Origin of the sequence: Duganella lactea, from assembly GCF_009857505.1 — a bacterium.
In the GTDB taxonomy this organism is placed as follows: Bacteria; Pseudomonadota; Gammaproteobacteria; order Burkholderiales; family Burkholderiaceae_D; genus Rugamonas; species Rugamonas lactea.
This window is the reverse complement of sequence record NZ_WWCP01000023.1, coordinates 20,974-45,789: the sequence shown is the minus strand read 5'-3', so window position 1 is coordinate 45,789 and position 24,816 is coordinate 20,974. Positions and strand designations below refer to the sequence as shown.

The following is a 24,816-nucleotide window of genomic DNA, read 5'->3' as shown; positions in this document are numbered from 1 at the left end:
TCCCCTGGTTATTCCGATCCCGCGAGCGCCTTTAATCTGCGCCGGTCCTGCCGCATCCAGCCGACCAGTTCCTCCGCCGGCATGGGCCTGGCCAGCAGATAGCCCTGGGCCATGTCGCAACCGAGGTCGCGCAACAGCTTCCAGTCGTCCGCCGTTTCCACCCCCTCGGCCACCGTGGCCACACCCAGGCTCTGGCCCAGATCGAGGGCGCTTTTCAGCACCATGTGGCGGTTGGGCCACTGCGCCGCGCCATTGACGAAGGCGCGGTCTATTTTCAGTTCCGTGAACGGGCAGCGGGCGAACTGCTGCATCGACGAATAGCCGATGCCGAAATCGTCCATCGCCAGTCCAAAGCCCATCAGCCGCAAGCGCCCCATATTGGTCAGGGCCTGCGACAGCTGGCGCATCACGCCGGTCTCGGTGACTTCCCACACCAGCGACGACGGCGCCACGCCGGAGCGCATCACCAGCGTCGTCAGGCGCTCGATGAAGAAGCGGTCGGCCAGGCTCTCCGCGCTCAGATTGACCGAGACGGTCAGCGGCGGCAGGCCGGCCTGCCGCCAGTCCAGCATGCGCTGCAACACCTGCCGCACCAGCGCCAGCGTGAAGTCGGCCATCAGCGGCGTGCCTTCCAGCGTGTCGATGAAGTGGGCCGGCGACAGCAGGTCGCGTTGCGGATGCTGCCAGCGCGCCAGCGCTTCCACGCCTTTCAGCTGGCCGCTGGCAGTCGCCACCTTGGGCTGGAAATGCGGCAGGAATTCATTGTTGGCCAGCGCCTTCGCCAGTTCTTCCAGCGATGCCTGCGGCGCCAGCGCGGCGGCGGCCGGCGCGCTGGCGCCGCTGTAATCAGCCTCGTGGCCGCCGGCCTTGCCCAGCAACTGCATCAACGGTTCCAGCTGCACCGGCTTGAGCAGGGTGCCCAGCAGGCCGATGGACGCGTCCTCGCAGGCCATGCGCTCGATGATCTCCAGCAGGCGCGGATCGCGCGCGCTGACCACAATCAGGTTCTCGGTCAACCGCCGCTCGCGCAGTTGGCAAGTGAGTTCAATGCCGTCCATGCCCGGCATTTCCAGATCGGTCAGCACCAGGAACATCGGCTCGGCACCGCGCTCCAGTATCCGCAAGGCTTCGTTGCCGTCGCCGGCTTCCAGGATTTCGCCGAACGCCAGCTGCCGCAGCAGCCCGACCAGATAACCGCGCTGCACCACACTGTCCTCGACCACCAGCACGCGACGGCCGGCCCACGGGGGGACGGCGGAAATGGCGGAAGCGGCGGCCGGCGTGATGTCCATGATCATGACTAAAGCTGCAGCAGGATTTCGCGGTAGATCGCGTTCAGCGGCACCGACTTCTCGACCCCGCCCCGTTTGACCGCTTCCTTCGGCATGCCGTACACCACGCAGCTGGCCTCGTCCTGCGCCACCGTGCGCGCGCCGGCGTTGAGCATCTCCAGCATGCCGGCGGCGCCGTCGTCGCCCATGCCGGTCATGATCACGCCCAGCGCATTGGCGCCGGCGGCGCGGGCGGCGGAGCGGAACAGCACATCCACCGACGGCCGGTGACGGTTGACCAGCGGCCCGTCCACCACCTCAACGAAATACTGCGCGCCGGTGCGGCGTAGCAGCATGTGCTTGCCGCCGGGCGCGATCAGCACCTGCCCCTGCAGCACACGGTCGTTGTTCTCGGCCTCCTTGACGCGCACCTGGCACACGCTGTCCAGCCGCGCCGCGAAGGCGGCGGTGAATTTCTCCGGCATATGCTGCACCACCACGATGCCGGGCGAAACGCGCGGCAGCGCGCTCAAGACTTCCTCCAGCGCCTGCGTGCCGCCGGTGGAGGTGCCGATGGCCACCACCCGCTCGGTGGTCGCCGTCATCGGCCGCGCGTCCATTGGCGGCAGGATGACGTCCGCATTCAGCTTGACCGTCAACGGCGGCGGCAGGGGCGCCAGCGGCGCCGGCGACGGTCGTGGGGCCAGCTTGCCGACATGGGCGGCGGCGGCGGCGCGCACCGCCGACACCAGTTCGTCGGCGCTATCGTGCAGGAACTGCTTCAGGTCCAGGCGCGGCTTGGTGATGATGGAGACCGCGCCGGCGGTCAAGGCCTCGACCGAAGTCTGCGCGCCCTTCTCGGTCAGCGTGGAGCAGATCACCACCGGCGTCGGATGCTCGACCATCAGCTTGCGCAGGAAGGTGATGCCGTCCATCTTGGGCATTTCCACGTCCAGCACGATCACGTCCGGCCACTGCACCTTCATGCGCTCGATCGCCAGCAGCGGATTGGCCACCGCATGGGTGACGGTGATGCCGGACGCCGCGTTGAGCAGGGCGCTGAGCACCTGCCGCACCACGGCGGAATCGTCGACGATGATGACCTTGATAACATTCATGCCTGAGTCCTTGCTGCCACAGTGCTCCATCCCGGCTCCGGCGGGATCTGACGGCTCAACACCTCGCCGCTGTGGATGGTGAAGATAAGTTGACGGTGCCCTTCGCCGAACAGGCTTTCGGATACCACGTGCACGCCATATTGCTGCAGCATGCCGCGCGCATAGTCGCCGTTTTGCATGCCGATGTCGCGCACCTTGTCACTGCGCGGGAACATCGCGCCGCCGCCGAAGATCTTGCCCTGGCACTGGATCAGCGGCACGCCTTGCTGCGCCATGCCGTCCATCATCAGCTGCATGGCATCGGCGGCGAACATGCCCGGCTTGTCGGACAGATGGTCACTCCGGCGCCGCCCATGCCCCGGCAGCAGAAAGTGCGACATGGCGCCGATGCGCAGCGCCGGATGCCACAGCGTGATCGACACGCAGGAACCGAGCAGGGTACGCACACGATACTCCGCGCCGCCGACGAAGTAATCGCCGGGCATCAGGAAGATATCGATTAGCTTGGTGTCGTTCATGGCTTGCGATAAATCGACGGGGCGAGCGCGATCAGGCTGTCGTTGATGTCGTTCAGCGTTTCCGAATGGCCGATCAGGAAGTAGCCGCCCGGCCGCAGTTGCGCCAGCAGCCGCGCCACCACCTGGCGCTTGGTCTCCAGGCTGAAATAGATCATCACATTGCGCAGGAAGATGACGTCGAAGCTGCCCATTCGCGGCAGCGGCGCGTTCAGGTTCAGGTGCTGGAACTGCACCCGCTGGCGCAGCGAACGTTCGATCAGCATGGTGCCGGCCTCCGAGCCCTGGCCCTTGAGGCAGTAGCGCTTCAGGTAGTGCGGCGGCATCTGCGACGCCCGCTCCATCGGATAATGGCCGCTGCGGGCGCGCTGCAGCACGCGGGTGCTGATGTCGGTGCCCAGCACTTCCCACTGCGTATCGTCCAGCACATCGGCCAGCACCATGGCGATGCTGTACGGCTCCTCGCCGCTGGAACTGGCGGCGCTCCACACGCGCATCGGGCGGTGCTTGTCGGCGGCCTCCTGCGCCAGTTCGCGCAGCAGCGCGAAGTGCTTCGGCTCGCGGAAGAAGTAGGTCTCGTTGGTGGTCAGCAGATCCACCGCCACCTGCAATTCGGCCGGCTCTTCGCGGCTCTCCAGCAGCTTTAAATAATCGCCGTAGCTATCGAGCTGGTAATGCGCCAGCCGCTTGGCCAGACGGCCGCTGACCAGCGCCTGCTTGCCGTCGGACATGGTAATCCCGGCCGCATCGAAGATGAAGCGCTGGAACTGCATGAATTCACGGTCGGTGATCATCGCCAGGCCCACGGTCAACCTCGCCGTTCACGCCGCGGCAACGGCGCCGCGCGCCATGTCGACGATTTCCTCGCTCGACAGCACCCGCTCGATGTCCAGCAGGATCACGAAGCGCCCGCGATTTTTATCCGTGAGCTTGCCCATGCCGGCGATGAAGTCGGGCCGGATGCGGGTGCCGAACGACGGCGCCGGCTCGATATCCTCGGCGGCGATTTCCACCACCGCGTTGACCGCGTCCACCAGCATACCCAACACCTGCTTGTTGGCGCCCTCCTCGCCGCCGGCTTCGACGATAACGATGCAACTGCGCTTGCCGATGACGCTTTGCCCGCGGCCGAAGCGCGCCGACAGGTCCATCACCGGCACCACCGCGCCGCGCAGGTTGATCACGCCGCGCACGCAATCGGGCATCATCGGCACCGTCGCCAGGCTGCCGTACTCGATGATTTCCTTGATGTGCAGGATGCCCACCGCGTACTGCTCATCGGCCAGCATGAAGGTGAGGAACTGGCTGGGCAGCGCGACATGGGCCTCGCTGCCGTAAGTGGCCATATCAGTGTTGTCGGTGCGGCTCATGCGCTTCTCCTAGGCGGCCAGCGCCGGCGTGGCGCCCTTGCCGGTCATGGTGTTCATCAACGCGGCCACGTCCAGGATCAGCGCCACCTCGCCGCTGCCCAGGATGGTGGAGCCGCTGATGCATTTGACTTCGCTGAAGATCGGGCTCAGAGGCTTGATCACGGTCTGGAACTCGCCCAGCAGCGTATCGACCACCAACCCGGCGCGCTGGTTGCCGAACTTCAGCACCACGATGCTCTCGCGCCGGGTAGCGCCGCCGCCGATGCGGAACAAGGCGCGCAGGCGCACCAGCGGCAGCACCTGGCCGCGCAGGTTGCTATAGTCCTGTCCCGGCTCGGTGGCGTACTCGATACACTCCTCGATCATGTCCAGCGGGATGACGAACACCGACGACGACGCCTGCACCAGGAAGCCGTCGATGATCGCCAGCGTCAGCGGCAGGCGCACGGTGACGGTGGTGCCCAAGCCCTCCCTGCTGGCGACATCCACGCTGCCGCGCAGCGCCTGGATATTGCGCTTCACCACATCCATGCCGACCCCGCGCCCCGACAGGTTGGTGATCTTTTCCGCCGTCGAAAAACCAGCCTCGAAGATCAGGTTGTAGATTTCGCTGTCGGTCAGCTTGCGCTCCGGGTCCACCAGGCCGCGCTCGATGGCCTTGGCCAGAATTTTTTCCTTGCGCAGGCCACCGCCGTCGTCGCTGACTTGAATCACGATACTGCCCGATTCGTGGAAGGCGTTCAGCTTGATCATGCCCTTGGCCGGCTTGCCAGCGGCCACGCGCACCTCGGCCGGTTCGATGCCATGGTCCATGGCGTTGCGCACCAGGTGCATCAGCGGGTCGCCGATTTTTTCCACCACCGTCTTGTCCAGCTCGGAATCCTCGCCGTCGACAATCAGGCCGATGTCCTTGCCCAGTTCCCGCGCCACGTCGTGCACCACGCGCTGGAAGCGGTTGAAGGTGGCGCCGATCTTCACCATGCGCAGCTCCAGCGCGGCGTCGCGCACGTCCTCCACCAAGCCGCTCAGCGTCGAGGTGCACTCCAGCAGTTCGGTGTTCTGTATCTGCTGGCCGACCATATTGGCGCGCGCGCCGGCGATAATCAGCTCGCCCACCAGGTCGATCAGGCGATCCAGCTTGTCGGAGTCGACCCGGATCGAGCGGCTCTCCTGCACCTTTTGTTCGCTGACCTGCTTCTGCTTGGCCAGCGCCGCCTCCACCACCACCGGCGCCACATTGCCGGCATCGACCAGGATGCGGCCCAGCGGTGCCGGCGCGGCGTCCGGCGCCGCGTCCGGCTCGGACTGCCGCCGCAGCGCCGCTTCCAGTTCGTACGCCGTCACGCTGCCGCAGTGCACCAGTATCTCGCCGAGGCGCGCCGGGCGCTCCGGCAGCGCGCGTATCAGCGCGACGTATTCCGCCACCTTGCTGTTCGGTGGAATGATGCGGATCTCGCAGTCGTCCTCCACAAAATCGAACACGCCGGCGATGGCTTCGCGCTCGGCCGCGCTGTCGAAAGCGATCTCGAAACCGAGATAGCACAGTTCCGCGTCCATCTCGTCGGCCGCCGGCAGCGCGTCCGGCAGCGTGGCGATGCCGACCACGCGCCCCAGCTTGCCGAGGTAGCGCAGGAACGCGATCGGGTCCATGCCGTTCTGCAGCACGCCGCGGCCGAAGCGCAGCGAGATGTGCCAGAGGTCGCCGTCGCCGCGCGGCGCGCCGGCGACTTCGGCGCCGGGCTTGGTCGGCGCCGCCGCTGCGGCCGGCGCAGCGGCGCCGTCCATATGGCGGCGCAGCTGCTGTTGCAGCATCTCGCCTTCCGGCGCGGTGTCCGGGTCCTGCTCGTGGCGGCCGGCGGCCAGCGCGTCGATCATGCCGGACAGGTAGTCGCAGCACGACAGCAGCAGCACCACCATTTCATCGTTGAGCGTGACGCTGCCGTCGCGCACCTTGTCCAGCAGGCTCTCCACCACGTGGGTGAAGGCGACGATGTGGTCAAGGCTGAACAGCCCCGCCGAGCCCTTAATGGTGTGCGCCGCGCGGAAGATGGCGTTGATCGCCTCGCCCTGGTCGCCCGCCAGGTCAACGTTGAGCAACGCGTTCTCCATCTCTTCCAACAGTTCACGGCTTTCGGCGATAAATGTTTGTAGCGCGTCATCCAGATTCATGGTTCTGCCCTCAAGCGTGTGTCAGCACGGTGTCGCCGAAGAAGGCGCCCAGGTCCAGCATCGCGAAGATTTCCACAACGGCGGGGCTGTGCCGCACCAGGCGCAGCTCGCGCTGTTCGGCGGCGGCGGTCTGTTTGGCCAGCATCAGCAGCTGCAGGCCGGCGGTGTCCAGCTCCGTTACCGCCGACAAATCGATTTCCAGCGCGCGCGTTTTGCGCAGCGCCTCCAGCACGGTGACTTTCAAATCGGCGGCGCGGTAAATCGTCATTTCGCCGTCGAGGGAAAGATGGGTGACATCGTCTGCCATCGCAGCCTCCTGGATCAGGGTAGTACCAGTTTGGCCACGGCGCCCAGCAGCACCTCCGGCTTGAAGGGCTTGACCACCCAGGCTCTCGCGCCGGCCGCCTTGCCCTCCTCCTTCTTGCTCTCCTGCGATTCGGTGGTCAGCATGATCACCGGCGTGAATTTATAGTTGGGCAGCTGCTTGAATTGCTTGACGAAGGTAATGCCGTCCATGTTCGGCATGTTCACGTCGCACACCACCAGATGGATTTTCTGGCCGGTGCACTTGGACAGCGCGTCCACCCCGTCCCGCCCCTCGATCACATCATAACCGGCGCCCTTGAGCGCAATGCCCACCACCTGCCGCAACGAGGCCGAATCGTCGACCACCATAATGGTTTTGCCCATGTTTCATCCACCTCAGAAAAAAGTGATTTCATCCGCCGCGGCGGCCGCCGGCGCGGCCAGCCTGGCGCCGCTGTGCACCGCGTGTTCCTCCGCCATCGCATAAGTTTTGCGCAAATCGTTCATCAGCTGGTCGGGGTCGAGCGGCGCCAGCGTACCGGTGTCGCGATAGCGCTGGCGGTTCTCGCGCAGCAGCGGCAGCAACTGCTCCATGTTGGCGCGCACGTGCGACATCACCTGGCTCACACGGTCCTGGAACTGCAACTGCACCAGCGCCTCGCCCACCTCGCCCTGGATACCCATGCTCTGCTGCTTGAGCAGCGCCGACGACTGCACCAGCGCATCGGTCATTTCGCGAAACTCGCTGAGCACCGCCTCGATCATGCCTTCGGCCGACTGCATCGACTTGTCCTCGGCGTCGCGGGATTGTTCGGCGGCCTGGCTGGCGGCCAGAATGGCGCTGCTGATCAGGCCCACGCGGTTGGTGATTTCCTTGCCGGTTTCAGCGGAGCGCATCGACAGCATGCGCACCTCGGTGGCCACCACCGCGAAGCCGGCGCCGGCGGGACCGGCGCGCGCCGCCTCGATGGCGGCGTTCAGCGCCAGCAGATTGGTTTGCGCGGCGATGCTGGCCACGCCTTCGGCCATGCCGCGCAGTTCACGCGTGAAGCGTTCCAGGTCCTTGATCTGCACCAGCATGGCGTGCTTGGAGGCCATCGCCGATTTCATCGACGCCACCACGGAGCCCAGCCGCTGCTCGCTGTGCGCGAACACCTCGGTCATCGAATGTTCGCCCTGACCGGCGCCGCCGGAGACATGTAGCGCGCCATCGAGCTTGTCGACGATATTGGAGAAGCGCGTGGCCAGGTCGGACACCGCCTCCTCCATCTGCGCACGCGAGTTTTCGATATGGCGGCCCCACACCGGCAGCACGGCGTCGCCGAAACGTTCGCGGCTTTCAAGATAGTCCTCGATCATGGCGTCGCCGCCACCGCCGGCCGCCGCGCCATCGCCATCGCGCGTCAGCCATGCGGCGGCCCCCAGCAACAGCGCCGCCCAGATCAGCGTCATCCATCCCCAGGCGCTCCAGCCGGCGACGATGGTCCCTAACGCGCCCGCCGCGGCCAGGCCGAACGCGACTATTTTTTTGCTACCAAATCCGCTTTGATGGATCACTGGATGCCACCCCACTGTAGTAGCCGGGCGCCGCTCAGACAGCGCCTTCGGGAGGTCCACTGTAGCGCAGAAATCCACACGTGCGACACCGCGCATGCGCGAAAGGCGGCGCTGTTGCACAGATACAACCACAGCCTGGCCGCGTGATTGAGCCGGCAAAACTATTAATATAGTAGTAACGAAAATAGGCAACTCAGCGGCCGCCACTTCAACTTCTTTAAGTTTAAAATCAAATTTTCAAAACTTAATTCCATTTTGCAACAAATATTGTGTGTTGCACTTTGAAAACGTTTACACTTTGAAGTTCATTATGTACGGCCATTTACATCGCCGTGCCCCCCCTGCCACTCCTAAAAAACTGAGATGAGCAACGCATTCCTTGAACACCGCGCGAAATACCGCGAAGTCGTGTCACGCCGCTACGGCGTCACGCCCGAACTATACGATGAAGCCACCCGCCTGCTGGCGCCGTTGACGCGGCCGTTCAGCGTGCGCAAGGGCGAATACCTGCAACGCATCGGCACGCCGGTGCAGCATGTGCACTGGCTGCACAGCGGCGTGGCGCGCACCGGCTTCATCACCGAGACCGGCAACGAAGTCACGCTGCATTTCCAGACCGATGGCGAGGCGGCCGGCGCGCACGACGATCTGCTGCGCGCGCGCGACGCCGAGCCGGCGCTCAATTTCGTCATCGCGGAAACCGCTGTCCACGGCTTCCGCCTGGACTGGCTGGAGGTGCTCAACACCTATCGCGGCAACACGCTGTTGCGCGACTACTATCTGGGCGCGACCCAGCGCGCCATCATCGAGCAGAGCCGACGCCTGTACCTGAACGCCTCGCCGGCGCAGGGCCGGCTGCACGCCTTCCGCCGCGAGTATCCGGGCCTGGAACAGCGCGTGTCGCAGAAGGTGGTGGCATCCTTCCTCGGCATCACGCCGCAGTACATGTCGCAGCTGCTGCGGCAGGACGGCAGCAAGGCATAAAAAAACGCGTGGCGTCGCGGTGGCCCGGGCCACCGCGACGCCACGCGTTCGCGCGGCTGAACGCCGGCGGCGTTATTGCTTGATGCTTTTGATTTTGTTGTGTTCGTCGACGAACACCAGCTTCGGCACGTGCGTCGCAATCTCGGCGTCGGTCATCGGGCCGTAGGTGCAGATGATCAGCAGGTCGCCCAGCTGCGCCTTGCGGGCGGCGGCGCCGTTGAGCGAAATCTCGCCGCTGCCGCGCTTGCCCGGAATGGCGTAGGTGGCGAAACGCTCGCCGTTGTTGACGTTATACAGTTCGATCTGTTCGTTGACCTTGATGTCGGCGGCTTCCAGCAGGTCGACGTCGATGCCGCAGGAGCCTTCGTAGTTCAGGTCGGCCTGGGTGACCGTTACGCGGTGCAGCTTGGAGCGCAGCATAATACGTTGCATGGCATTCTATCCTTCGAGTAGTCGTTCAAACTTGGCATCCTGACCAGGCGGCGGCAGTGACGCGAAGGGCGGCATTGTACCATCTGCCGCGGTGCAACGCCGCATTCCCGCCCGCAACAGCCCGCTTTGTGGCATATTGCCAGCAACACGCCCATTCATCTATTTTCATGAAACTGACCCGCCTGCTCACGCTGTCCACCGCCGTCCTGGCGCTGCTGGTGTGCGGCATGGTGGGACATATCACGCACAACGCCTGGCGCCGCTACGACGCCACCAACGCCGGGTTGCAGGCGCTGCGGCTGACGCACAGCGCGATGGTCGCGGCGGAAAAACTGTCGTTCGAGCGCGGCCCGGTCAACGCGGTGCTGGGCGCCACCGGCGCGACGGTGGACCCGGCGCTGCGCGAACGCCTGCGGGTGGGTCGCGCCATCACCGACCTGGCGTTGCTGCAGCTGGAGCGCGAACTCAAGATGCAAGGCGCGGCACGCGTCGCGGCTTTGCAGCCGCTGCACACGGCGCTGGCGGCGGCGCGCGCCACGGTCGACCAGTTGGCGGCGCTGCCGCCGCCGCAACGCACGCCGGAAAAAATGCAGACCGCGATCAGCCAGATGTTCGATTTGGTGCCGCTGGCGCTGGACGCGGTGACCGGCTATACGCTGGCCTCGGAGCGCGTCTATCCGCGCGTCTCGCGCGCGCTGATCCGGGCACGCTACGCGGTCGAGCTGCGCGAATACGCCGGCCGCATGGGCTCCACGCTGACCGTGGCGCTGGCCACACGCCAGCCGCTGACGGCGGAAGACCACCAGCAGCTGCAACTGCTGCGCGGCCGCATCGCGCAACTGCGCCAGCAGATCCTGTCGCCGGGCGACCATCGCGGCGATGACGCCGCGCTGACCGCCGCGATGGCGCGCGTCGACGACATCGCGCTGGGCGCCGGGCAGCGGCTGGTGGCGGAGGTGGAGCGCGACAGTCGCGCCGGACGGCCGTATGCCATGGACACCAACCAGTTCGCACTGCGCTACGTGCCGACCATGACGCCCATCCTGACGCTGCGCGACACGCTGCTGCACGAAGCCGAGCAGCGGGCGCAGAAAGACCATGCGCATGCGCGCCGCGAACTGTGGATCGCGGTGCTTGCCGGGGCGGCGATCCTGCTGGCGCTAACGCTGTTGCTGCTGATCGTGCGCCGGCGCGTGATCGTACCGCTGCTGCACGCCACGCGCGCGGTGATCCGCTTGGGCAACGGCGATTACTCGCGCGACCCGAGCGGCTTGCAACGCAACGATGAAATCGGCGACATGCTGCGCGCGCTGTCCACGCTGCGCAACAACAGCATCGAGCGGCAGCAACTGGAACTGGAGCGGCAGCACCTGATCGAGGAGCTGCGCGTGCGCGCCAACACCGATTATCTGACCGGCATCCTGAACCGCCGCGCCTTCGCCTCGGCCGGCAATCAGCGGCTGCACGCCGCGCGGGCGCACAACGCCACGCTGGCGGTGATCCTGTTCGACCTCGATCACTTCAAATCGGTCAACGATTCGCACGGCCACGAGGCCGGCGACCAGGCGCTGATCGGGGTGACGGCGGTGGTGCGCGCGGAACTGCGGGACGGCGAGATTCTGGCGCGTCACGGCGGCGAGGAGTTTGTGGTGATGCCGTCGCACTGCACGCACGAGCAGGCGCGCATCCTGGCCGAACGCCTGCGCGTGGCGATCGAGCGCGAGCCGTTGACACTGGCCGACGGCCACATTCTGCGGGTGACCGCCAGCTTTGGAGTGGCCAGCGCCAGCGGTCCGACGGCGGCGCTGGACAGCCTGCTGCACGCGGCCGACCTGGCGCTGTACCGCGCCAAGCGCAATGGCCGCAACCGCGTGGAGTAGCCGCCGCCGTTATTTCGCCGAATCGGCGGGATGACGAACCGGGGTGAAGGTCAGATCGCGGAAGTCGTAGCTGAAGTCCGTCTCGGTGGACACCGGCGCCATCTTCATGCGCTCGATACTGCCGTCGGGATTCAGCGCAAACGTCACGTAAGCATCGGCGTTGAAGTTACGCTCTTTCCAGCGCACGATGAAGGTATCGTGCTGGAAGTGCTCCAGTTCCCCCGTCAGATCGGGCGTGCGTTCGAAGCGCATCACATGCTTGCCGCCCTCCGCGCGGATGCTGATCTTGCCGTACCACGCATCCTCATACTCGCCATCGTAGGACGCCAGCGGCAACGATGGTTTCGAGTCCACCGCGCGCGACGTATGCTCCTTGCCCTGACGCTCCAGTTCCTCCTGGTGCGCCGCCGCCTCCTGCTGCGCGTACAGCGTGATCCAGTCGGACGGTTGCACCTTCAGATACTGGTCCAGGATGCGGTAATACAGCGAGGCCATGGCCGGGCTGTTCTCGGCGTTGGTCAGGATGGCGATGCCCAGCTTCTCCTCCGGCACCATCAGCACCGTCGAATAAAAGCCCTGCAGCGCGCCGCCGTGCATCACCAGCTTGCGGCCCTTGTAGTCGCGCAGCTGGAAGCCAAGGCCATACGCGTAGAAGTTGGGCTTGGTGGCCGCCAGCGCCGGCTTGGGTTCGCGGATGCGCATCGGCGTCTGCTCGCTCCACATCTCGGCGGCTTGCCGGGCGCTGAACAGCTGCTTGCCGTTGTCCATCTTGCCGCCGTTGAGCAGCACCGTCATCCAGCGCGCGATATCCTCGGCGCTGGTGTCGATGCCGACCGCGCCCACCGCGTTCGGCACCGGCATCGGCTTCACCACCGCGATCTGGTCGTTGATCTTGCTGTGCGGCGCCGAGTAATCGGCGCTGGCCAGCATCTCGGCGACGCTGGTGGTGGTGCCGTTCATGCCCAGCGGCGCCAGGATGCGCTCGTGAATCGCCTCGCCCCACGGCTTGCCGGTCTTCTCGGCGATGATCTTGCCGGCCACGATGTAGAGCAGATTGTCATACGCGTAGCTGGCGCGGAAGCTGGTGGCCGGCTTGATGTAGCGCAGCCTGGAGATGATCTCGTCGGTGCTGAACTGGGTACTCGGCCACCACAGCAAATCGCCGGCGCCGAGACCCAGGCCACTGCGGTGCACCAGCAGATCGCGGATCGTCATCTGGCCGGTGACGTAGGAGTCGTACATCTGGAAGCCCGGCAGGTGCTTGGTGACGGGATCGTCCCAGGCGATCTTGCCTTCGTCGACCAGCATCGCCAGGCCGGCGGCGGTGAACGCCTTGGAGTTGGAGGCGATTTCAAACAGCGTCTTGCCGCTGACCGGCGCCGGCTCGCCGAGCTTGCGCACACCGTATCCCTTGGCCACCACCACTTTGCCATCCTTGACGATGGCGATCGCCATGCCGGGCACGTTGAAGGTTTTCAGCGCGCGGTTGACGTCCGCGTCGAGATTGAACGCCGGGACGGCGGCCGACGCCGGAGGCGCCGCGTCGGCGGCGATTGCCGGCGCGCCGGCGAGCGCGCCCCAGACAGCCAGCGTCAACACGGTGGCTGCGAAAGTACGGGTAGTGTTCATTTTTGTTTGAATGCCTTGTCGACCGAAGCCTGGGTAACCGGATGGTAGTGCGAACGCGCCTTGGCGTACAGCGCGCGCGCCCAATCCTTCTCATTGGGGCTCTTCAGCAGCGCGGCATACAGCGGCACCACGAACTTCTGGCGGCCCACGCTCATCAGGAATTTGTTGAGTGGTTCGCGCACGTTGTAGCCGGCCTTCACCGACGACAGCAGGAAGCGGTAGGCGATTTCGTTGTTGCTGGTTTTCCCCAGGTCGAAGGTCTGGTCCAGCTGCTGCATCTGCAGCGCGCTGGCCTTGCCGTCGATGTCGTTCAGGAAGTGCATCCACTCCAGCGCGATCCAGTGCTTGGCCGGCAGTTCGGCGGTGGGCAGCTCGCCCTTCAGCCAGGCGTCGCGCTGCGCGTCCAGCGCCGCCAGACGTGGCGAGGCCGCGTGCTTGGCGGTGGCTGGAATGCCAGGACCGTACAACCATTCATCCAGCTCGGATTGCGACATGATCTCGGGATGCGCGTCCAGCAGGTTTTTCTTCAGGTAGTCGACAAACTCCTGGGTGGTGGCCGACTGGAAGGCATGCTGGTCGAACCAGCCGCGCAGGAACGGATCGAACACGTCGCGCCCGGCGCGCTGTTCCAGCGTGCGTAGCAACCACGCGCCTTTCGGGTACACCAGGCTCTTGTCGGTGTAGCTGTCGGCGCTGGTGTCGGCGTCGCGCGTGAGCAGCGCCTGTTTGGCCAGCGGGATGCTCGCCAGCGAGGCCATGGCCTCCTCCTGCTCCACCTGCAGGTTCATCTCCGCCACTTCCTCGCCATACAGCTTTTCGACGATGCGGGTGGTGACGTAGGTGGTGAAGCCTTCGTTGAGCCAGAAGTGCTTCCACGAGGCGTTGGTGACCAGGTTGCCGGACCACGAGTGCGCCAGTTCATGCGCGATCAGGTCGACCAGGCTCTTGTCGCCGGCGATCATGGTCGGCGTGACGAAGGTCATGCGCGGATTTTCCATGCCGCCGATCGGGAACGACGGCGGCAGCACGATCATGTCGTAGCGATCCCACCGATACGGGCCGTACAGGCCTTCGGCGGCGGCGATCATTTTTTCAGTGTCCGCCATCTCGGCGGCGGCGGCCTCGATGCGCTGCGGCTCGGCGTACACCGCCGAACGCGGACCGACGTTGCGCACGTCGATCTCGCCGATGGCGATCGCCAGCAGGTAGGACGGAATCGGTTGCGCCATCTTGAACTTCCAGCCGCCGGCGCCGGTGGCCTGCTGGTCGTTCTCGGCGCTCATCACCACCCGCATGCCGGCCGGCGCCTCGACACGGGCGCTGTAGGTGAAGCGCACCGCCGGCGTGTCCTGCACCGGCGCCCACGAGCGGGCGTTGATTGTCTCCGATTGGCTGAACATGAACGGACGCTTGCCGGACATGGTCTGCTCGGGATTGAGCCACTGCAGCGCGGTGGCCGACGGCGCGGTGCGGTAGTAAATGCGTACCTTCTGCGGCTGGAATGGCAGGGCGATGCGCAGCGCGCGGCCCTTCTCCACATCCAGCTTGTCGAGCATGAACGAGGCGGCGCTCCAGCGGCCGGCGGCGTTCAACACCTGCACCTTGGCGATGTTCAGTTCATTCGTGTCGAGCACCAGCGTGCGGGCGTTCTTGTCGATCCAGTTCAACGTCAGCTCGGCGTAGCCGGACAGGATCTTGTGGCTGAAGTCAGCCTTCAGGTCGAGATAGAGATCGGTGGTGCGCACCTGATCGTAGCGGGCGTAGCTCAGCGGATCGGCGTGGGCGGCCAGCGACAGGCATGCGGATAGCACGAGTGCGGAAATGGTCTTCTTGATCATAGGACGTTACCTTCAATGTAAGCTTCAGCGCGAAGCAGAATACCATAGCGATGTTTCTGTCATGTGTTAAACTAGCGGCCTTTAGTGGGGAGTAGTCGGCTTGCGTCGCCCCCGGCGCAAGAACCTGTGTCAACATAATCGGTCCGCAGACCGTGGCGCAGGTGGCCAGCATCGGCTTGACGAGACCATGACCTGGGCGCCGCCATGATGGGCCGGAGCTGCGCCTGTGTCATTGGTTAACCGTTCCGGCCCTCGTACTCTCACATCATGGAAGCATTCCTCGTCTCTACCGGCATCGTCGCCCTCGCGGAAATCGGCGATAAAACCCAGCTGCTCGCATTCGTACTCGCCGCCAGGTTCCGCCGTCCCTTACCGATCGTCGCCGCGATCTTCGTCGCCACCATCGCCAACCACGCCTTCGCCGCCGCCATCGGCACCTGGATCACCAGTCTGATGGGGCCGGAGCTATTGCGCTGGGTGCTGGGCGCCTCGTTCCTGGCGATGGCCGCGTGGACGCTGGTGCCGGACAAGCTGGATGACGACGCTACGCCGGTCGCCGGTTACGGTGTGTTCCTGACCACACTGATCGCCTTCTTTCTGGCCGAAATGGGCGACAAGACGCAGGTGGCCACCGTCGCGCTGGCGGCGCGCTACCACAGCATGATCGCGGTGGTGGCCGGCACCACGCTGGGCATGATGCTGGCCAACGTGCCGGCCGTGTACTTCGGCGACCGGATCGCCAACCGCATCTCGCTCAAGCTGGTGCACGGCATCGCCGCGCTGATCTTCGCGGCGCTGGGCGTGGCCACGCTGCTAGGCGCCGGCGCCTCCCTCGGCGTGTGATATCGCCGGCGACGCCGGCACCAGCAGCTCGACATGGTGGGTGCGGCCGCTGTCCATCAGCGCGATCCGGCCATCGGGCTGCGGCACGCCATCCACCGACAGGACCGGCGCCGACGTCGCGCCTTTGACGACGCGGATCTCGTAGGTGGCGCTGGCGTAGCGGTAGCTGAGCGAGAAGCCGGTCCAGTCCCGCGGCATGCTCGGCGCCAGCGTCAGGTGGGTGGCGCCGCGGGTGAGGCCCAGCAGCGACTCCAGGATCAGCCGGTACATCCAGCCGGACGAACCGGTGTACCAGCTCCAGCCGCCGCGGCCCACATGCGGCGCCACCGCGTACACGTCGGCCGTCACCACATACGGCTCCACCTTGTACACCGCCGTATCCTCGGCGGTGCGGCCGTGCATGACAGGATTGATCATGCGCGCCAGCTCCCACGCGCGCTCGGTCTCGCCCAGACGGGCGAAGGCCATCGCGGTCCAGATGGCGGCGTGGGTGTACTGGCCGCCGTTCTCGCGCACGCCCGGCACGTAACCGCGAATGTAGCCTGGATTCGGCCCGGCCTTGTCGAACGGCGGATCAAGCAACTGGATGATGCCCGAGTCACGCCGCACCAGCCGCTGATTGACCTGCTCCATCGCCCCGCGCACCCGTACCGGATCGGCGGCGCCGGACAGCACGCCCCAGCTTTGCGAGATCGAATCGATCTGGCATTCCTCGTTGGTGTGTGAGCCAAGCGGCGTGCCATCATCGAAATAGGCGCGGCGATACCACTCGCCATCCCACGCGTTCTGTTCGACGTTGGCGGCGACGCGGCGCGCCTGCTCGCGGCACTCGGCCGCGAATTCGGCGTCGTTGCGCAGATCCGCCACCTCGGCGAAGCGCTTCAGCACTTCGCACAGGAAGAACGCCAGCCACACGCTCTCCCCTTTGCCATGCTCGCCCACCTTGTCCATGCCGTCGTTCCAGTCACAGGAGCCGATCAGCGGCAAGCCATGCTGGCCGAAACGCAGGCCGTGGCGGATGGCGCGCTGACAGTGCTCGTACAGCGTGCCTTGCTCGCTGGAGCGGGCCGGCATGTCGTAGTACGAATCCTCCTCCGGCTTGACCGCGCGGCCTTCCAGATACGGCGCGGTTTCATCAAGGATGGCCATGTCGCCGGTGGCCGAGACGTAGCGCCAGGCGCCCAGCGGCAGCCACAGATAATCGTCCGAGCAGTGCGTGCGCACGCCGCGGTCCGATGGTGGATGCCACCAGTGCTGCACGTCGCCTTCGAGGAACTGGTGGGCGGCGCACAGCATCAGCTGATCGCGCAGCAGTTGCGGTTGCGTGTGGATGGTGGCCATCGCGTCCTGCAACTGGTCGCGGAAGCCGAAGGCGCCGCCGGACTGGTAGTAGCCGCTGCGCGCCCAGATGCGGCAGGCGATGGTCTGGTACATCAGCCAGCCGTTGGCGATGACGTCGATTTCCTTCTCCGGCGTTTCGATGCGCACCGCGCCCAGGGTTTGCTCCCAGTGCGCATGCACCTGGGCCAGCGCTTCGCGCGCGGCGTCGGCGCTGCGGTGCTTCTGTACCAGGCTGCTGGCGTCGGCGTTGCGGCGGCCGGCCACGCCCAGCACGAACACGATCTCGCGCTCCTGACCCGGTAGCAGGTCGAACGGCGCCTGGATCGCCGCGCAGGCATCGAGGCCGGCGCCGATCTTGCCGGACAGGCGCGCGCGCCGCATTGCCGCCGGCGCGGCCAGCGCCCCGTTACGACCGAGGAATTCGGTGCGGTCGGCGCTGATGCTGCGCTGCGTGGCGTCGCAATTGAAGAAGGCAACGCGGCCGCTGAACTCCGTGTTGTACGGGTTTCTGGCGAACAGCGCGCCGCTGACCGGATCGGCCTCGGTGACGATGTGCATGCCGGACTTGGAGCGCATCTCGCCCAGCACCCACTCGACATAGCCGAACGCCGACAGGCGGCGCGGCTTCGTCGAGTCGTTGCGCACTTTCAGCACCGTGTACTTGATCGGCGCATCGACGGCGACGAAGGTGGTCATCTCACTGTGGATGCCGGCTTCGCTGTGTTCAAACACGCTGTAGCCGAAGCCGTGGCGCGTGGTGTAGCTGCCGTTGCCGCGCGCCGGCAAGGCGGTCGGTGACCAGAACTGGCCGCTCTGCTCATCGCGCAGGTAGAACGCTTCGCCGCTGGCGTCGCTGACCGGATCGTTGTGCCATGGCGTGATGCGGTACTCGTGCGCGTTCTCGTGCCAGGTGTAGGCCTGGCCGCTTTCAGAAATCACGCTGCCAAACTGCGGATTGGCCAGCACGTTGGACCACGGCGCCGGCGTGCGTTGTGCGGCGCTGGTGGTGATCACGTATTCACGGCCGTCCTGCGAGAAGCCGCCGATGCCGTTCTCCAGCAGCAGCGGGGGCGCCGGCTGTTCGGCCGCCGGCACCGCGTCGGCGGGCTCGCCGCGACCATCCACCTGCAACGGCGGCATGCGCAGCGTGGGCGGCGCCGGACGCTTGATCTGTTCGCCCAGCGCGCCACGCGCGTCGCTGATGATGACCCGCGCCACCGACTGCATCAGCACCTTGTCCTCGTTCGGGATCTGATCGACCAGGCGCACGAAGATGCCGCCAGGCCGGTCGATCGCCTGGGCGTCGATGCCGGAGGCGATCAGGCCGATGATCTGGTCATGCAGCGCCTGGCGGTAGCCCGAGTTGTCTTCGTACCAGATCACCAGATCCACCACCAGGCCTTTCAGGCGCCAGTAGGCGTGCGCCTGCACCATCTGGCGCGCCAGCTCGATATTGGCCGGGTCCTTGATGTGCAACAGCACGATCGGCAGGTCGCCGGAAATCGCATACGCCCACAGGCCGGACTGGCCGCGCTGGTTCTTGATCAGCGTGGCGGCTTCGGCGCGCAGGCCGGCGTTCGGGTAGATCACCGAGTTGGCGAGGCGGCTATACAGCTGGCCATCCGCTTCGCTGGCGTTCAACTGGCGCAGCACCACCTGGCTGTGGGTCCACGCCAGTTCAAACACGCGGTCGGCCAGATGGCGATCCTGATACTTGTCGATCAGGTGCAGCGCCGCGTCGCGCTGCTCGGCCATGCCGGTGACGATATCGACCGTCGCATACTGGTCCGGCTTGAGCGTGATGGTGTAGCGGATCGCCACCACAGGATCGAGCACCGAACCTTCGGCGCCGCTCAACGGCCCCTGCTCCAGTAGGGCGCCCGGTGCCGCCGCCGTGTTGCCGCGGCCGATGAAGCGCGCGCGGTCGGTCTCGAACGACACGCCGGTCACCGGCGCGTCGTGCACCATCATCGAGTGCAGCATCCACGGCGACACCTCGTGCGCGCCGCGCGGACGGCGCGTGCACAGGATGGCGTTTTCGTCCTTCAGAATTTCGGTCTGTACAAACAGTTTGCTGAACGCCGGGTGCGCGTTGTCGGCGGCGGCCGGCGCCATCACCACTTCGGCGTAGCTGGTCACCTCGATGGTGCGCACACGGTCGGACTTGTTGGTGATGCGGGTGCGGCGCAGTTCAATATCGTCTTCCGGCGACACCACGATTTCGGTGTACAGGTCGATGTTGCGGTCGGCGCGTCGGAACTCGGCGCGGCCTTCGGAGAAGATCACCTCGTACTTTTTCGGCTCGACCAGTGTCGGCTGGTACGTGCTGGACCAGAACTCGCCATCCTCCACATCGCGCACGTAGCAGAAGTTGCCCCAGTTGTCGCGCGTGCTGTCCTCGCGCCAGCGGGTTACCGCCAGGTCCTTCCAGCGGCTGTAGCTGCCGCCGGCGTTGGTGACCATGACGTGATAACGGCCGTTCGACAGCAGCTGCGTTTCCGGCACCGGCGTCGAATGCTGCGTCAGCACGCGCAGCGGGTTGGCCTGCTCCGGCGCGCCGGTGCGGATGGCCGCCATCTCGGTGGTGTTGGAGTAGAAGGCGCCGGCCTGCGGGCTGCGCTCCTGCAACACCAGTAGCGTCGATTGCAGCAGCGGATCGGCATCGAAGCGGCGCTGCATCGGACGGTCGTGCAGCAGATAGCTAAGCGACAGCAGTCCCATGCCCTGATGGTGGACCATGAAGGACCGGATCACCGCAAAGCTCTGGCCACGCGGCAGGCGCGATGGCGTGTAGTCGATCGCCTCGTAAAAACCGAAGTGCCCCATGAAGCCCAGTTCCGCCATGCGCTGCAGGTTGGCGCACGAGGCTTCCGGCTGCACCATCAGGCCCATCATGGAAGCGTAGGGCGCGATCACCAGATCGTCGGCCAGGCCGCGCTTCAGGCCCAGCCCCGGCACGCCGAAGGCGCGGTACTGATAATTGAGGCTGGCGTCGACGGTGTTGTAGCCGGATTCGGAAATCCCCCACGGCACGTTGCGGCGCTTGCCATAATCGATCTGCGCGTCGATCACCGAGTTGTAGGTCTGGTCCAGCAAGGTGCTGGGATAGTTCGGCATCACCAGCAGCGGCATCAGGTACTCGAACATCGAGCCGCTCCAGGACAGCAGCACCGGTTTGCCGGCGACGATGCACAGCTGGCGCCCCAGCGCGAACCAATGGTCCTGCGGCAGTTGGCCCTGGGCGATGGCGACGAAGCTGGCCAGGCGCGATTCCGACGCCAGCAGATCGTAGTAGCTGGCGTCCAGGCGGCGGTCGGTGACGTTGTAGCCGATCGCCATCAGCTTGGTGGTCGGGTTGAACAGGAAGCCGTATTCCATCTGCGCGAAGGCGCCGCAGCGCTGCGCCATCTCGGCCAGCGCGCGCATGCGCTCATGGGCATTGGCGCTGCCTTGCTCGAACAACTCCGCCAGGCGTTGCTGGCGGTCGCGTTCGTCCGGCGCCAGGTCGGTGACGGCGATGGCGGAGGAGGCGCGCGCCAGCGCTGCCAGTTCGCGCAACGTCGGCACGCGGGTCATGCTGGTATCGAAGATGGCGTCGGCCGGCAGCGACGCCCACGGCGTCAGCGCGGCAAGTTCGTCCAGCGCGGCGTGGCATTGCTGCGCCAGCGAGGTCGCCCACCAGGCGGCGGCCTCGCTGTGGCTGGCGGCCTGCGGCTGGAACGCGTCCGCAGCGGCAGTGGCGCGCGTCAGCCAGACGTGCAACTGCTGCAGGTTGGCCGCCTCCGGCGCCGGTGACAGCGCGGCCAGCACGATGTCGCCGTCGATCACCGGCGCGGCAGGATCGCCCGTCTGCGCGGCGGCGGCCAGCGTCTCCTGCAACACGCGCGCGGTGGCAACGATGCCATCGACGATCTGCGCGCCAAGCACCGGTTCATCGTACAAGCCGGTCAGGCCGGACTGCAATGTCAGTAGATGGCCGCCAAGATTGCCGCTGTCGACCGACGAAATGTAGATCGGATGCAGCGGCTTGAGGGTCAGCGTATCGTACCAGTTGTAGAAGTGGCCGTGATGGCGCTCCAGCTGGTCCATGCTGTCCAGCGTGTGGTTGGTGCGCGTCATCATCTGGCCAACCGTGATGTAGCCGAAATCGACGGCGCTCAGGTTGGCCAGCAAGGCCATGCCGATATTGGTCGGCGAGGTGCGGTGCGCCACCACCTGCACCGGGTGCTCCTGCATATTATCCGGCGGCAGCCAGTGGCCTTCCGGGCCGACGAAGCGGTCGAAATAGGCCCAGGTGCGGCGCGCCAGCTTGTGCAGGAATTGCGTCTGCTCCGGCGACAGCTGCGCGCTTTGGCGCTTGATCGGGCGACTGATCCAGTCGGCGATGGCCGGCGCCACCAACCACGCCAGCAGGAACAGCGCGGCGGGCGGCAGGCTGGCCGGCTTCCAGCCAAGCAGCCAGCCGCCGACGAACAGCGCCAGCACCGGCGCGATCCACATCGTGCGCCAGGTGCTGAAGGTGCCGTCGGCCTGACGCGCCAGCGCCGACGCGCGCCATTCCAGCAGGCGGCGGTGCGACACGTTGGAGCGCCACAGGCTGCGCAGGATGGCGTCGAGACTGAAGTAAGCCTCATACGGCAGGAAGGCCAGCATCAGCACCGCGTGCGAGAACTGCAAGCCGGCGCGCCGCACCGACGCGCGGATATGCTGGCTCCACAAGGTGTCCTCCGGACGGCGGCACACATCGTACAGCATGCTGACCAACGGCGGCAGGAAGATCACCGTCAGCACGGCGCCGGTCCACATCCACGGTTCCGGCAACCAGCGCCACGCGGTGATCAGCGACAGCACCAGCGCCGGCGCGGTCAGGCTGCGGCGCAGGTTATCGAACAGCTTCCAGCGCGACAGCAGCGACAATGGATTCTTTTCGCGCCGGCCGCGGCCCGGCACGCGGGCGCCCAGCCACGCCATCAGTTGCCAGTCGCCGCGTATCCAGCGTTGGCGGCGCGTCACGTCTTCGCTGTAGCGCGCCGGATAGGCCTCGTACAACTGCGCGTCGCTCAGCAGGCCTGCGCGCAGGTAGCAGCCTTCCAGCAGGTCGTGGCTGAGGATTTTGTTTTCCGGCAGGCGTCCGCCCAATACCTGCTCGAACACGTCGACGTCGTAAATGCCCTTGCCGATGAAGGAGCCTTCGAAGAACACGTCCTGATAGACATCGGATACGGTGCGGGTGTAGGGATCGATGCCCGGCTCGCCGCCGCACAGCCGTTCGTAGCGCGAGGCGTTTTCGCTCGGCAGCGCCACCGCCACGCGCGGCTGCAGAATGCCGTAGCCCTCGGTCACGCAACGGCGCTGCATGTCCACGCGCGGCCGGTTGAGCGGATGCTGCATGGTGGCGATGAACTGCCTGGCCGCGTCGCGCGGCAGTTGGGTGTCGGTGTCCAGCGTGATGACGTAGCGGACGCTCTCAAGCTCCGAGGTGTCGCCCGCCACCACCGAAAACTTGTCGCGCGCGTCGCCGCGCAGGAAGCGGTTCAGGTCTTCCAGCTTGCCGCGCTTGCGCTCATGCCCCATCCACACGCCTTCCTGCGGATTCCACCGGCGCGGGCGATGCAGCAGCAGGAACGGCGTATGCGGCGTGCCGTTGGCGTACTTGTGGTTCAGGTGCGCGAGGTGGTGCTTCATCTGCTCAAGCAGCGCGGCGTCCTGCGGCATCTGCTCGACGCCGGCGTCGGCGAAATCGGTCAGCAGGCAAAACAGCAGGTTGGGATCGCGGTTGGCGAGGAAGCGCACTTCCATCTGCTCGAACAGATCGTCGATGTTCTCCTTGCTGTAGACCAGCGTCGGCACCACGACGATGGCGCGCGCGTCGGACGGGATGCCGTCCTTGAAGTCCATGCGCGGCAAGGGATTGGGCCGCGTGACCAGCGTGGCGACCCAGTTCACCAGACTCAGTGCCAGCTGGCTGCTGCCCAGCAGCGCCAGCGCGCCGAGCGCCACCAGCACGCCGCCACGCACGCCGTGGCGCGACGCGCTGTCCAGCAGCAGCGCGGTGGCGACAAACGCGATCGCGGCGACCGCGCCGAGGTAGGACGTCAGCGGCGAGGCGCGCGAGGTTTGCTGAAACGCCTCGCCCCACGGACGGCGCATGCCGGCCTGCTTCTCCAGCGCCGCCAGGCCGCCGCCGATCAGGTAGAAGCCCACGTGGCCGTGGCGCCCATCGCCCTTGCCGTGATGCGCCTGTGCCAGCGCCAGCGCCTGCCGCGCCACCTCCACTTCGCTGAAGCGCGAGCGCTTGGCGATTTTCTCGATCATGTGGCGGTACTGGTCGCGCGTGGCGAATTCCATTTTGCCGTAGATATCGGCCGGGTCCTGGCGCAGCGTTTGTTCGACCACGCTCATGGTCTCGACGAACTCCTGCCAGTCCATGGTGCCGAGGAAGCGCAGACTGCCGATGCTGTTGGCGATCGACACCTGCTCGGCGGCCTGCTGCTGGATCTCGGCCTGGATCTGCTGCTCGATGGTCTGCCCGGATTCGGCCAGGCGATGGGTGATCCACGTCAGCGCCAGCGTCAGCGCCGGGCTTTGTCCTTGCAGCCGGCGCGCCAGCTCGGCGACGAAGCCACTGGTGATGGGGGGATTGGAGCGCGCCATGTCGGCCACCATCAAAATCAGGCCGCTGGGATTTTTCTCGGCGATGTCCATCATCTGGTCGGCCCAGGTGTTGGCGAGGTCGCGCTGCAGCCGGTTCTCGGCCACGCGCGCGGCCACGCGGCGCAGGTTCTCGATCAGCGCCAGGCGCAGCATGATCGGAATCGCCCACAGTTCGCCGAGCTTGAGCGTGGCGACTTCCTGATAGGCGTCGACGAAGCGGCACAGCGATTCCGGATCGACGCGGCCATCGCCATGCGAAATAATTTCCAGCGCGATTTTGTAGACGCGCGGCATGCCGTCCGGCGCGCCCTTGCCCAAGCGCGGCAATTCCTTGCTGTAGTCCTTCGGCAAGTGGCGGCGGGCGATACGAATTTGTTCTTCGATTAAATAGAAGTTGTCCAGCAGCCACTCGGAAGCGGGCGTGATCTGACGACCGGCCTTGACGGCGGCGGTGAGCTCATCGCAGGTGGCATCAATGACGGCGGCGTTTTCCGCCAGGCGCGACAACAGGCGATCACGGCCGCCTCGCTTGCTGAGTTCGTGATGTTGCGCCAGTGTTTTGCCGTGTGCCGCCATTTGCGCGGCGCTGAAAAGTTCTGCCCGCAGCGGTAAATCCTCATCGTCCTCATCGGAGACCAGAGAGCCGGCTTGGGACTCGCGAAAGCCGAGCGTGATCTCGGGCAGCAGGGGATTGGATTTGTTCAACTTTGACCTCGCGTGGATTCTGCGAATGAAAATTATGGGCCAAGCAATCCTACTGTGGCGCACGGGACGGCACTGTACGCTCACAGACATAACGAGGTCGACAGTAAAGCCGGGGCAGATGATGCTGGGGAATGGGAAGCGTGACTGCAGGGCGCGGTCAGCATGGGTCCCGGCTTGCGCCGGGACGACATGGTTTGGTGAAAC

General features: G+C 65.9%; 16 protein-coding genes and 1 riboswitch. Of the genes, 3 read left to right on the top strand and 13 right to left on the bottom strand.

Annotated features, from left to right (window positions below; genetic code table 11):
- Window positions 1-8: 8 nt before the first annotated feature.
- The 9 genes from GTP44_RS17630 to GTP44_RS17590 are packed head-to-tail and all read right to left on the bottom strand — an operon-like array spanning window position 9 to window position 8,306.
- Complete coding sequence (locus GTP44_RS17630; RefSeq protein WP_161020465.1) at window positions 9-1,298, bottom strand: EAL domain-containing response regulator; 1,290 nt, start codon at window positions 1,296-1,298, stop codon at window positions 9-11.
- A 2-nt stretch (window positions 1,299-1,300) separates the two neighbouring features.
- Window positions 1,301-2,389 carry a protein-glutamate methylesterase/protein-glutamine glutaminase gene (locus GTP44_RS17625; RefSeq protein WP_161020464.1) on the bottom strand — a complete coding sequence of 363 codons (1,089 nt, stop codon included), beginning with the start codon at window positions 2,387-2,389 and terminating at the stop codon, window positions 1,301-1,303.
- On the bottom strand, window positions 2,386-2,907 hold the full coding sequence (locus GTP44_RS17620; protein ID WP_161020463.1) for a chemotaxis protein CheD: 522 nt from the start codon (window positions 2,905-2,907) through the stop codon (window positions 2,386-2,388). The genes GTP44_RS17625 and GTP44_RS17620 overlap by 4 nt, the downstream gene beginning before the upstream one ends.
- Entirely contained in the window at window positions 2,904-3,698 is a 795-nt protein-coding gene (locus GTP44_RS17615) for a CheR family methyltransferase (RefSeq protein ID WP_161020462.1), read from the bottom strand. Before GTP44_RS17615 ends, GTP44_RS17620 begins: the two co-directional genes overlap by 4 nt.
- A 27-nt stretch (window positions 3,699-3,725) precedes the next feature.
- Complete coding sequence (locus GTP44_RS17610; protein ID WP_202424127.1) at window positions 3,726-4,274, bottom strand: chemotaxis protein CheW; 549 nt, start codon at window positions 4,272-4,274, stop codon at window positions 3,726-3,728.
- A 9-nt stretch (window positions 4,275-4,283) separates the two neighbouring features.
- The gene (locus tag GTP44_RS17605) at window positions 4,284-6,443 is read right to left on the bottom strand and encodes a chemotaxis protein CheA (RefSeq protein ID WP_160992292.1); all 2,160 of its coding nucleotides are present in this window, start codon (window positions 6,441-6,443) and stop codon (window positions 4,284-4,286) included.
- Window positions 6,444-6,453: 10 nt separating this feature from the next.
- Window positions 6,454-6,750: an STAS domain-containing protein gene (locus GTP44_RS17600; protein WP_160992291.1), complete on the bottom strand. Its 297-nt coding sequence runs from the start codon at window positions 6,748-6,750 to the stop codon at window positions 6,454-6,456.
- Window positions 6,751-6,764: 14 nt separating this feature from the next.
- Window positions 6,765-7,133: a response regulator gene (locus GTP44_RS17595; protein ID WP_160992290.1), complete on the bottom strand. Its 369-nt coding sequence runs from the start codon at window positions 7,131-7,133 to the stop codon at window positions 6,765-6,767.
- Window positions 7,134-7,145: 12 nt separating this feature from the next.
- A complete protein-coding gene (locus GTP44_RS17590) occupies window positions 7,146-8,306 on the bottom strand; it encodes a methyl-accepting chemotaxis protein (protein WP_371867252.1) in 1,161 nt (386 codons plus the stop codon).
- 363 nt (window positions 8,307-8,669) lie between these two features.
- Here GTP44_RS17590 and GTP44_RS17585 point away from each other — a divergent pair, with 363 nt between their 5' ends.
- Window positions 8,670-9,290, top strand: coding sequence for a Crp/Fnr family transcriptional regulator (locus GTP44_RS17585; RefSeq protein WP_229256620.1), 621 nt, complete (start codon window positions 8,670-8,672; stop codon window positions 9,288-9,290).
- Between the two features lie 72 nt (window positions 9,291-9,362).
- On the opposite strand, the gene panD is transcribed toward GTP44_RS17585, so the two are convergent.
- On the bottom strand, window positions 9,363-9,722 hold the full coding sequence (panD, locus tag GTP44_RS17580; RefSeq protein WP_160992288.1) for an aspartate 1-decarboxylase: 360 nt from the start codon (window positions 9,720-9,722) through the stop codon (window positions 9,363-9,365).
- A 167-nt stretch (window positions 9,723-9,889) separates the two neighbouring features.
- Here panD and GTP44_RS17575 point away from each other — a divergent pair, with 167 nt between their 5' ends.
- Window positions 9,890-11,602 (top strand): GGDEF domain-containing protein, encoded by a 1,713-nt coding sequence (locus GTP44_RS17575; RefSeq protein ID WP_160992287.1) that lies wholly within the window; start codon window positions 9,890-9,892, stop codon window positions 11,600-11,602.
- A 9-nt stretch (window positions 11,603-11,611) separates the two neighbouring features.
- Here GTP44_RS17575 and GTP44_RS17570 read toward each other — a convergent pair whose 3' ends face one another.
- Window positions 11,612-13,231: a serine hydrolase gene (locus GTP44_RS17570; RefSeq protein ID WP_161020461.1), complete on the bottom strand. Its 1,620-nt coding sequence runs from the start codon at window positions 13,229-13,231 to the stop codon at window positions 11,612-11,614.
- Window positions 13,228-15,069, bottom strand: a complete 1,842-nt coding sequence (locus GTP44_RS17565) for a M1 family metallopeptidase (RefSeq protein ID WP_161020460.1) — start codon at window positions 15,067-15,069, stop codon at window positions 13,228-13,230. The genes GTP44_RS17570 and GTP44_RS17565 overlap by 4 nt, the downstream gene beginning before the upstream one ends.
- Before the next feature lie 71 nt (window positions 15,070-15,140).
- Window positions 15,141-15,325: riboswitch (yybP-ykoY riboswitch) on the top strand.
- 11 nt (window positions 15,326-15,336) lie between these two features.
- Between GTP44_RS17565 and GTP44_RS17560 the strand changes: the two genes are divergently transcribed.
- Window positions 15,337-15,912, top strand: coding sequence for a TMEM165/GDT1 family protein (locus tag GTP44_RS17560; RefSeq protein WP_161020459.1), 576 nt, complete (start codon window positions 15,337-15,339; stop codon window positions 15,910-15,912).
- On the opposite strand, the gene GTP44_RS17555 is transcribed toward GTP44_RS17560, so the two are convergent.
- The gene (locus GTP44_RS17555) at window positions 15,883-24,612 is read right to left on the bottom strand and encodes a GH36-type glycosyl hydrolase domain-containing protein (protein WP_229256965.1); all 8,730 of its coding nucleotides are present in this window, start codon (window positions 24,610-24,612) and stop codon (window positions 15,883-15,885) included. The two genes, GTP44_RS17560 and GTP44_RS17555, sit on opposite strands and share 30 nt — an antisense overlap.
- Window positions 24,613-24,816 lie beyond the last annotated feature (204 nt).

Coding starts and splice junctions, on each gene's coding strand:
- GTP44_RS17630 (WP_161020465.1), bottom strand. CDS start 1,298: ATGATCATGGACATCACGCCGGCCGCCGCTTCCGCCATTTCCGCCGTC.
- GTP44_RS17625 (WP_161020464.1), bottom strand. CDS start 2,389: ATGAATGTTATCAAGGTCATCATCGTCGACGATTCCGCCGTGGTGCGG.
- GTP44_RS17620 (WP_161020463.1), bottom strand. CDS start 2,907: ATGAACGACACCAAGCTAATCGATATCTTCCTGATGCCCGGCGATTAC.
- GTP44_RS17615 (WP_161020462.1), bottom strand. CDS start 3,698: ATGATCACCGACCGTGAATTCATGCAGTTCCAGCGCTTCATCTTCGAT.
- GTP44_RS17610 (WP_202424127.1), bottom strand. CDS start 4,274: ATGAGCCGCACCGACAACACTGATATGGCCACTTACGGCAGCGAGGCC.
- GTP44_RS17605 (WP_160992292.1), bottom strand. CDS start 6,443: ATGAATCTGGATGACGCGCTACAAACATTTATCGCCGAAAGCCGTGAA.
- GTP44_RS17600 (WP_160992291.1), bottom strand. CDS start 6,750: ATGGCAGACGATGTCACCCATCTTTCCCTCGACGGCGAAATGACGATT.
- GTP44_RS17595 (WP_160992290.1), bottom strand. CDS start 7,133: ATGGGCAAAACCATTATGGTGGTCGACGATTCGGCCTCGTTGCGGCAG.
- GTP44_RS17585 (WP_229256620.1), top strand. CDS start 8,670: ATGAGCAACGCATTCCTTGAACACCGCGCGAAATACCGCGAAGTCGTG.
- panD (WP_160992288.1), bottom strand. CDS start 9,722: ATGCAACGTATTATGCTGCGCTCCAAGCTGCACCGCGTAACGGTCACC.
- GTP44_RS17575 (WP_160992287.1), top strand. CDS start 9,890: ATGAAACTGACCCGCCTGCTCACGCTGTCCACCGCCGTCCTGGCGCTG.
- GTP44_RS17570 (WP_161020461.1), bottom strand. CDS start 13,231: ATGAACACTACCCGTACTTTCGCAGCCACCGTGTTGACGCTGGCTGTC.
- GTP44_RS17565 (WP_161020460.1), bottom strand. CDS start 15,069: ATGATCAAGAAGACCATTTCCGCACTCGTGCTATCCGCATGCCTGTCG.
- GTP44_RS17560 (WP_161020459.1), top strand. CDS start 15,337: ATGGAAGCATTCCTCGTCTCTACCGGCATCGTCGCCCTCGCGGAAATC.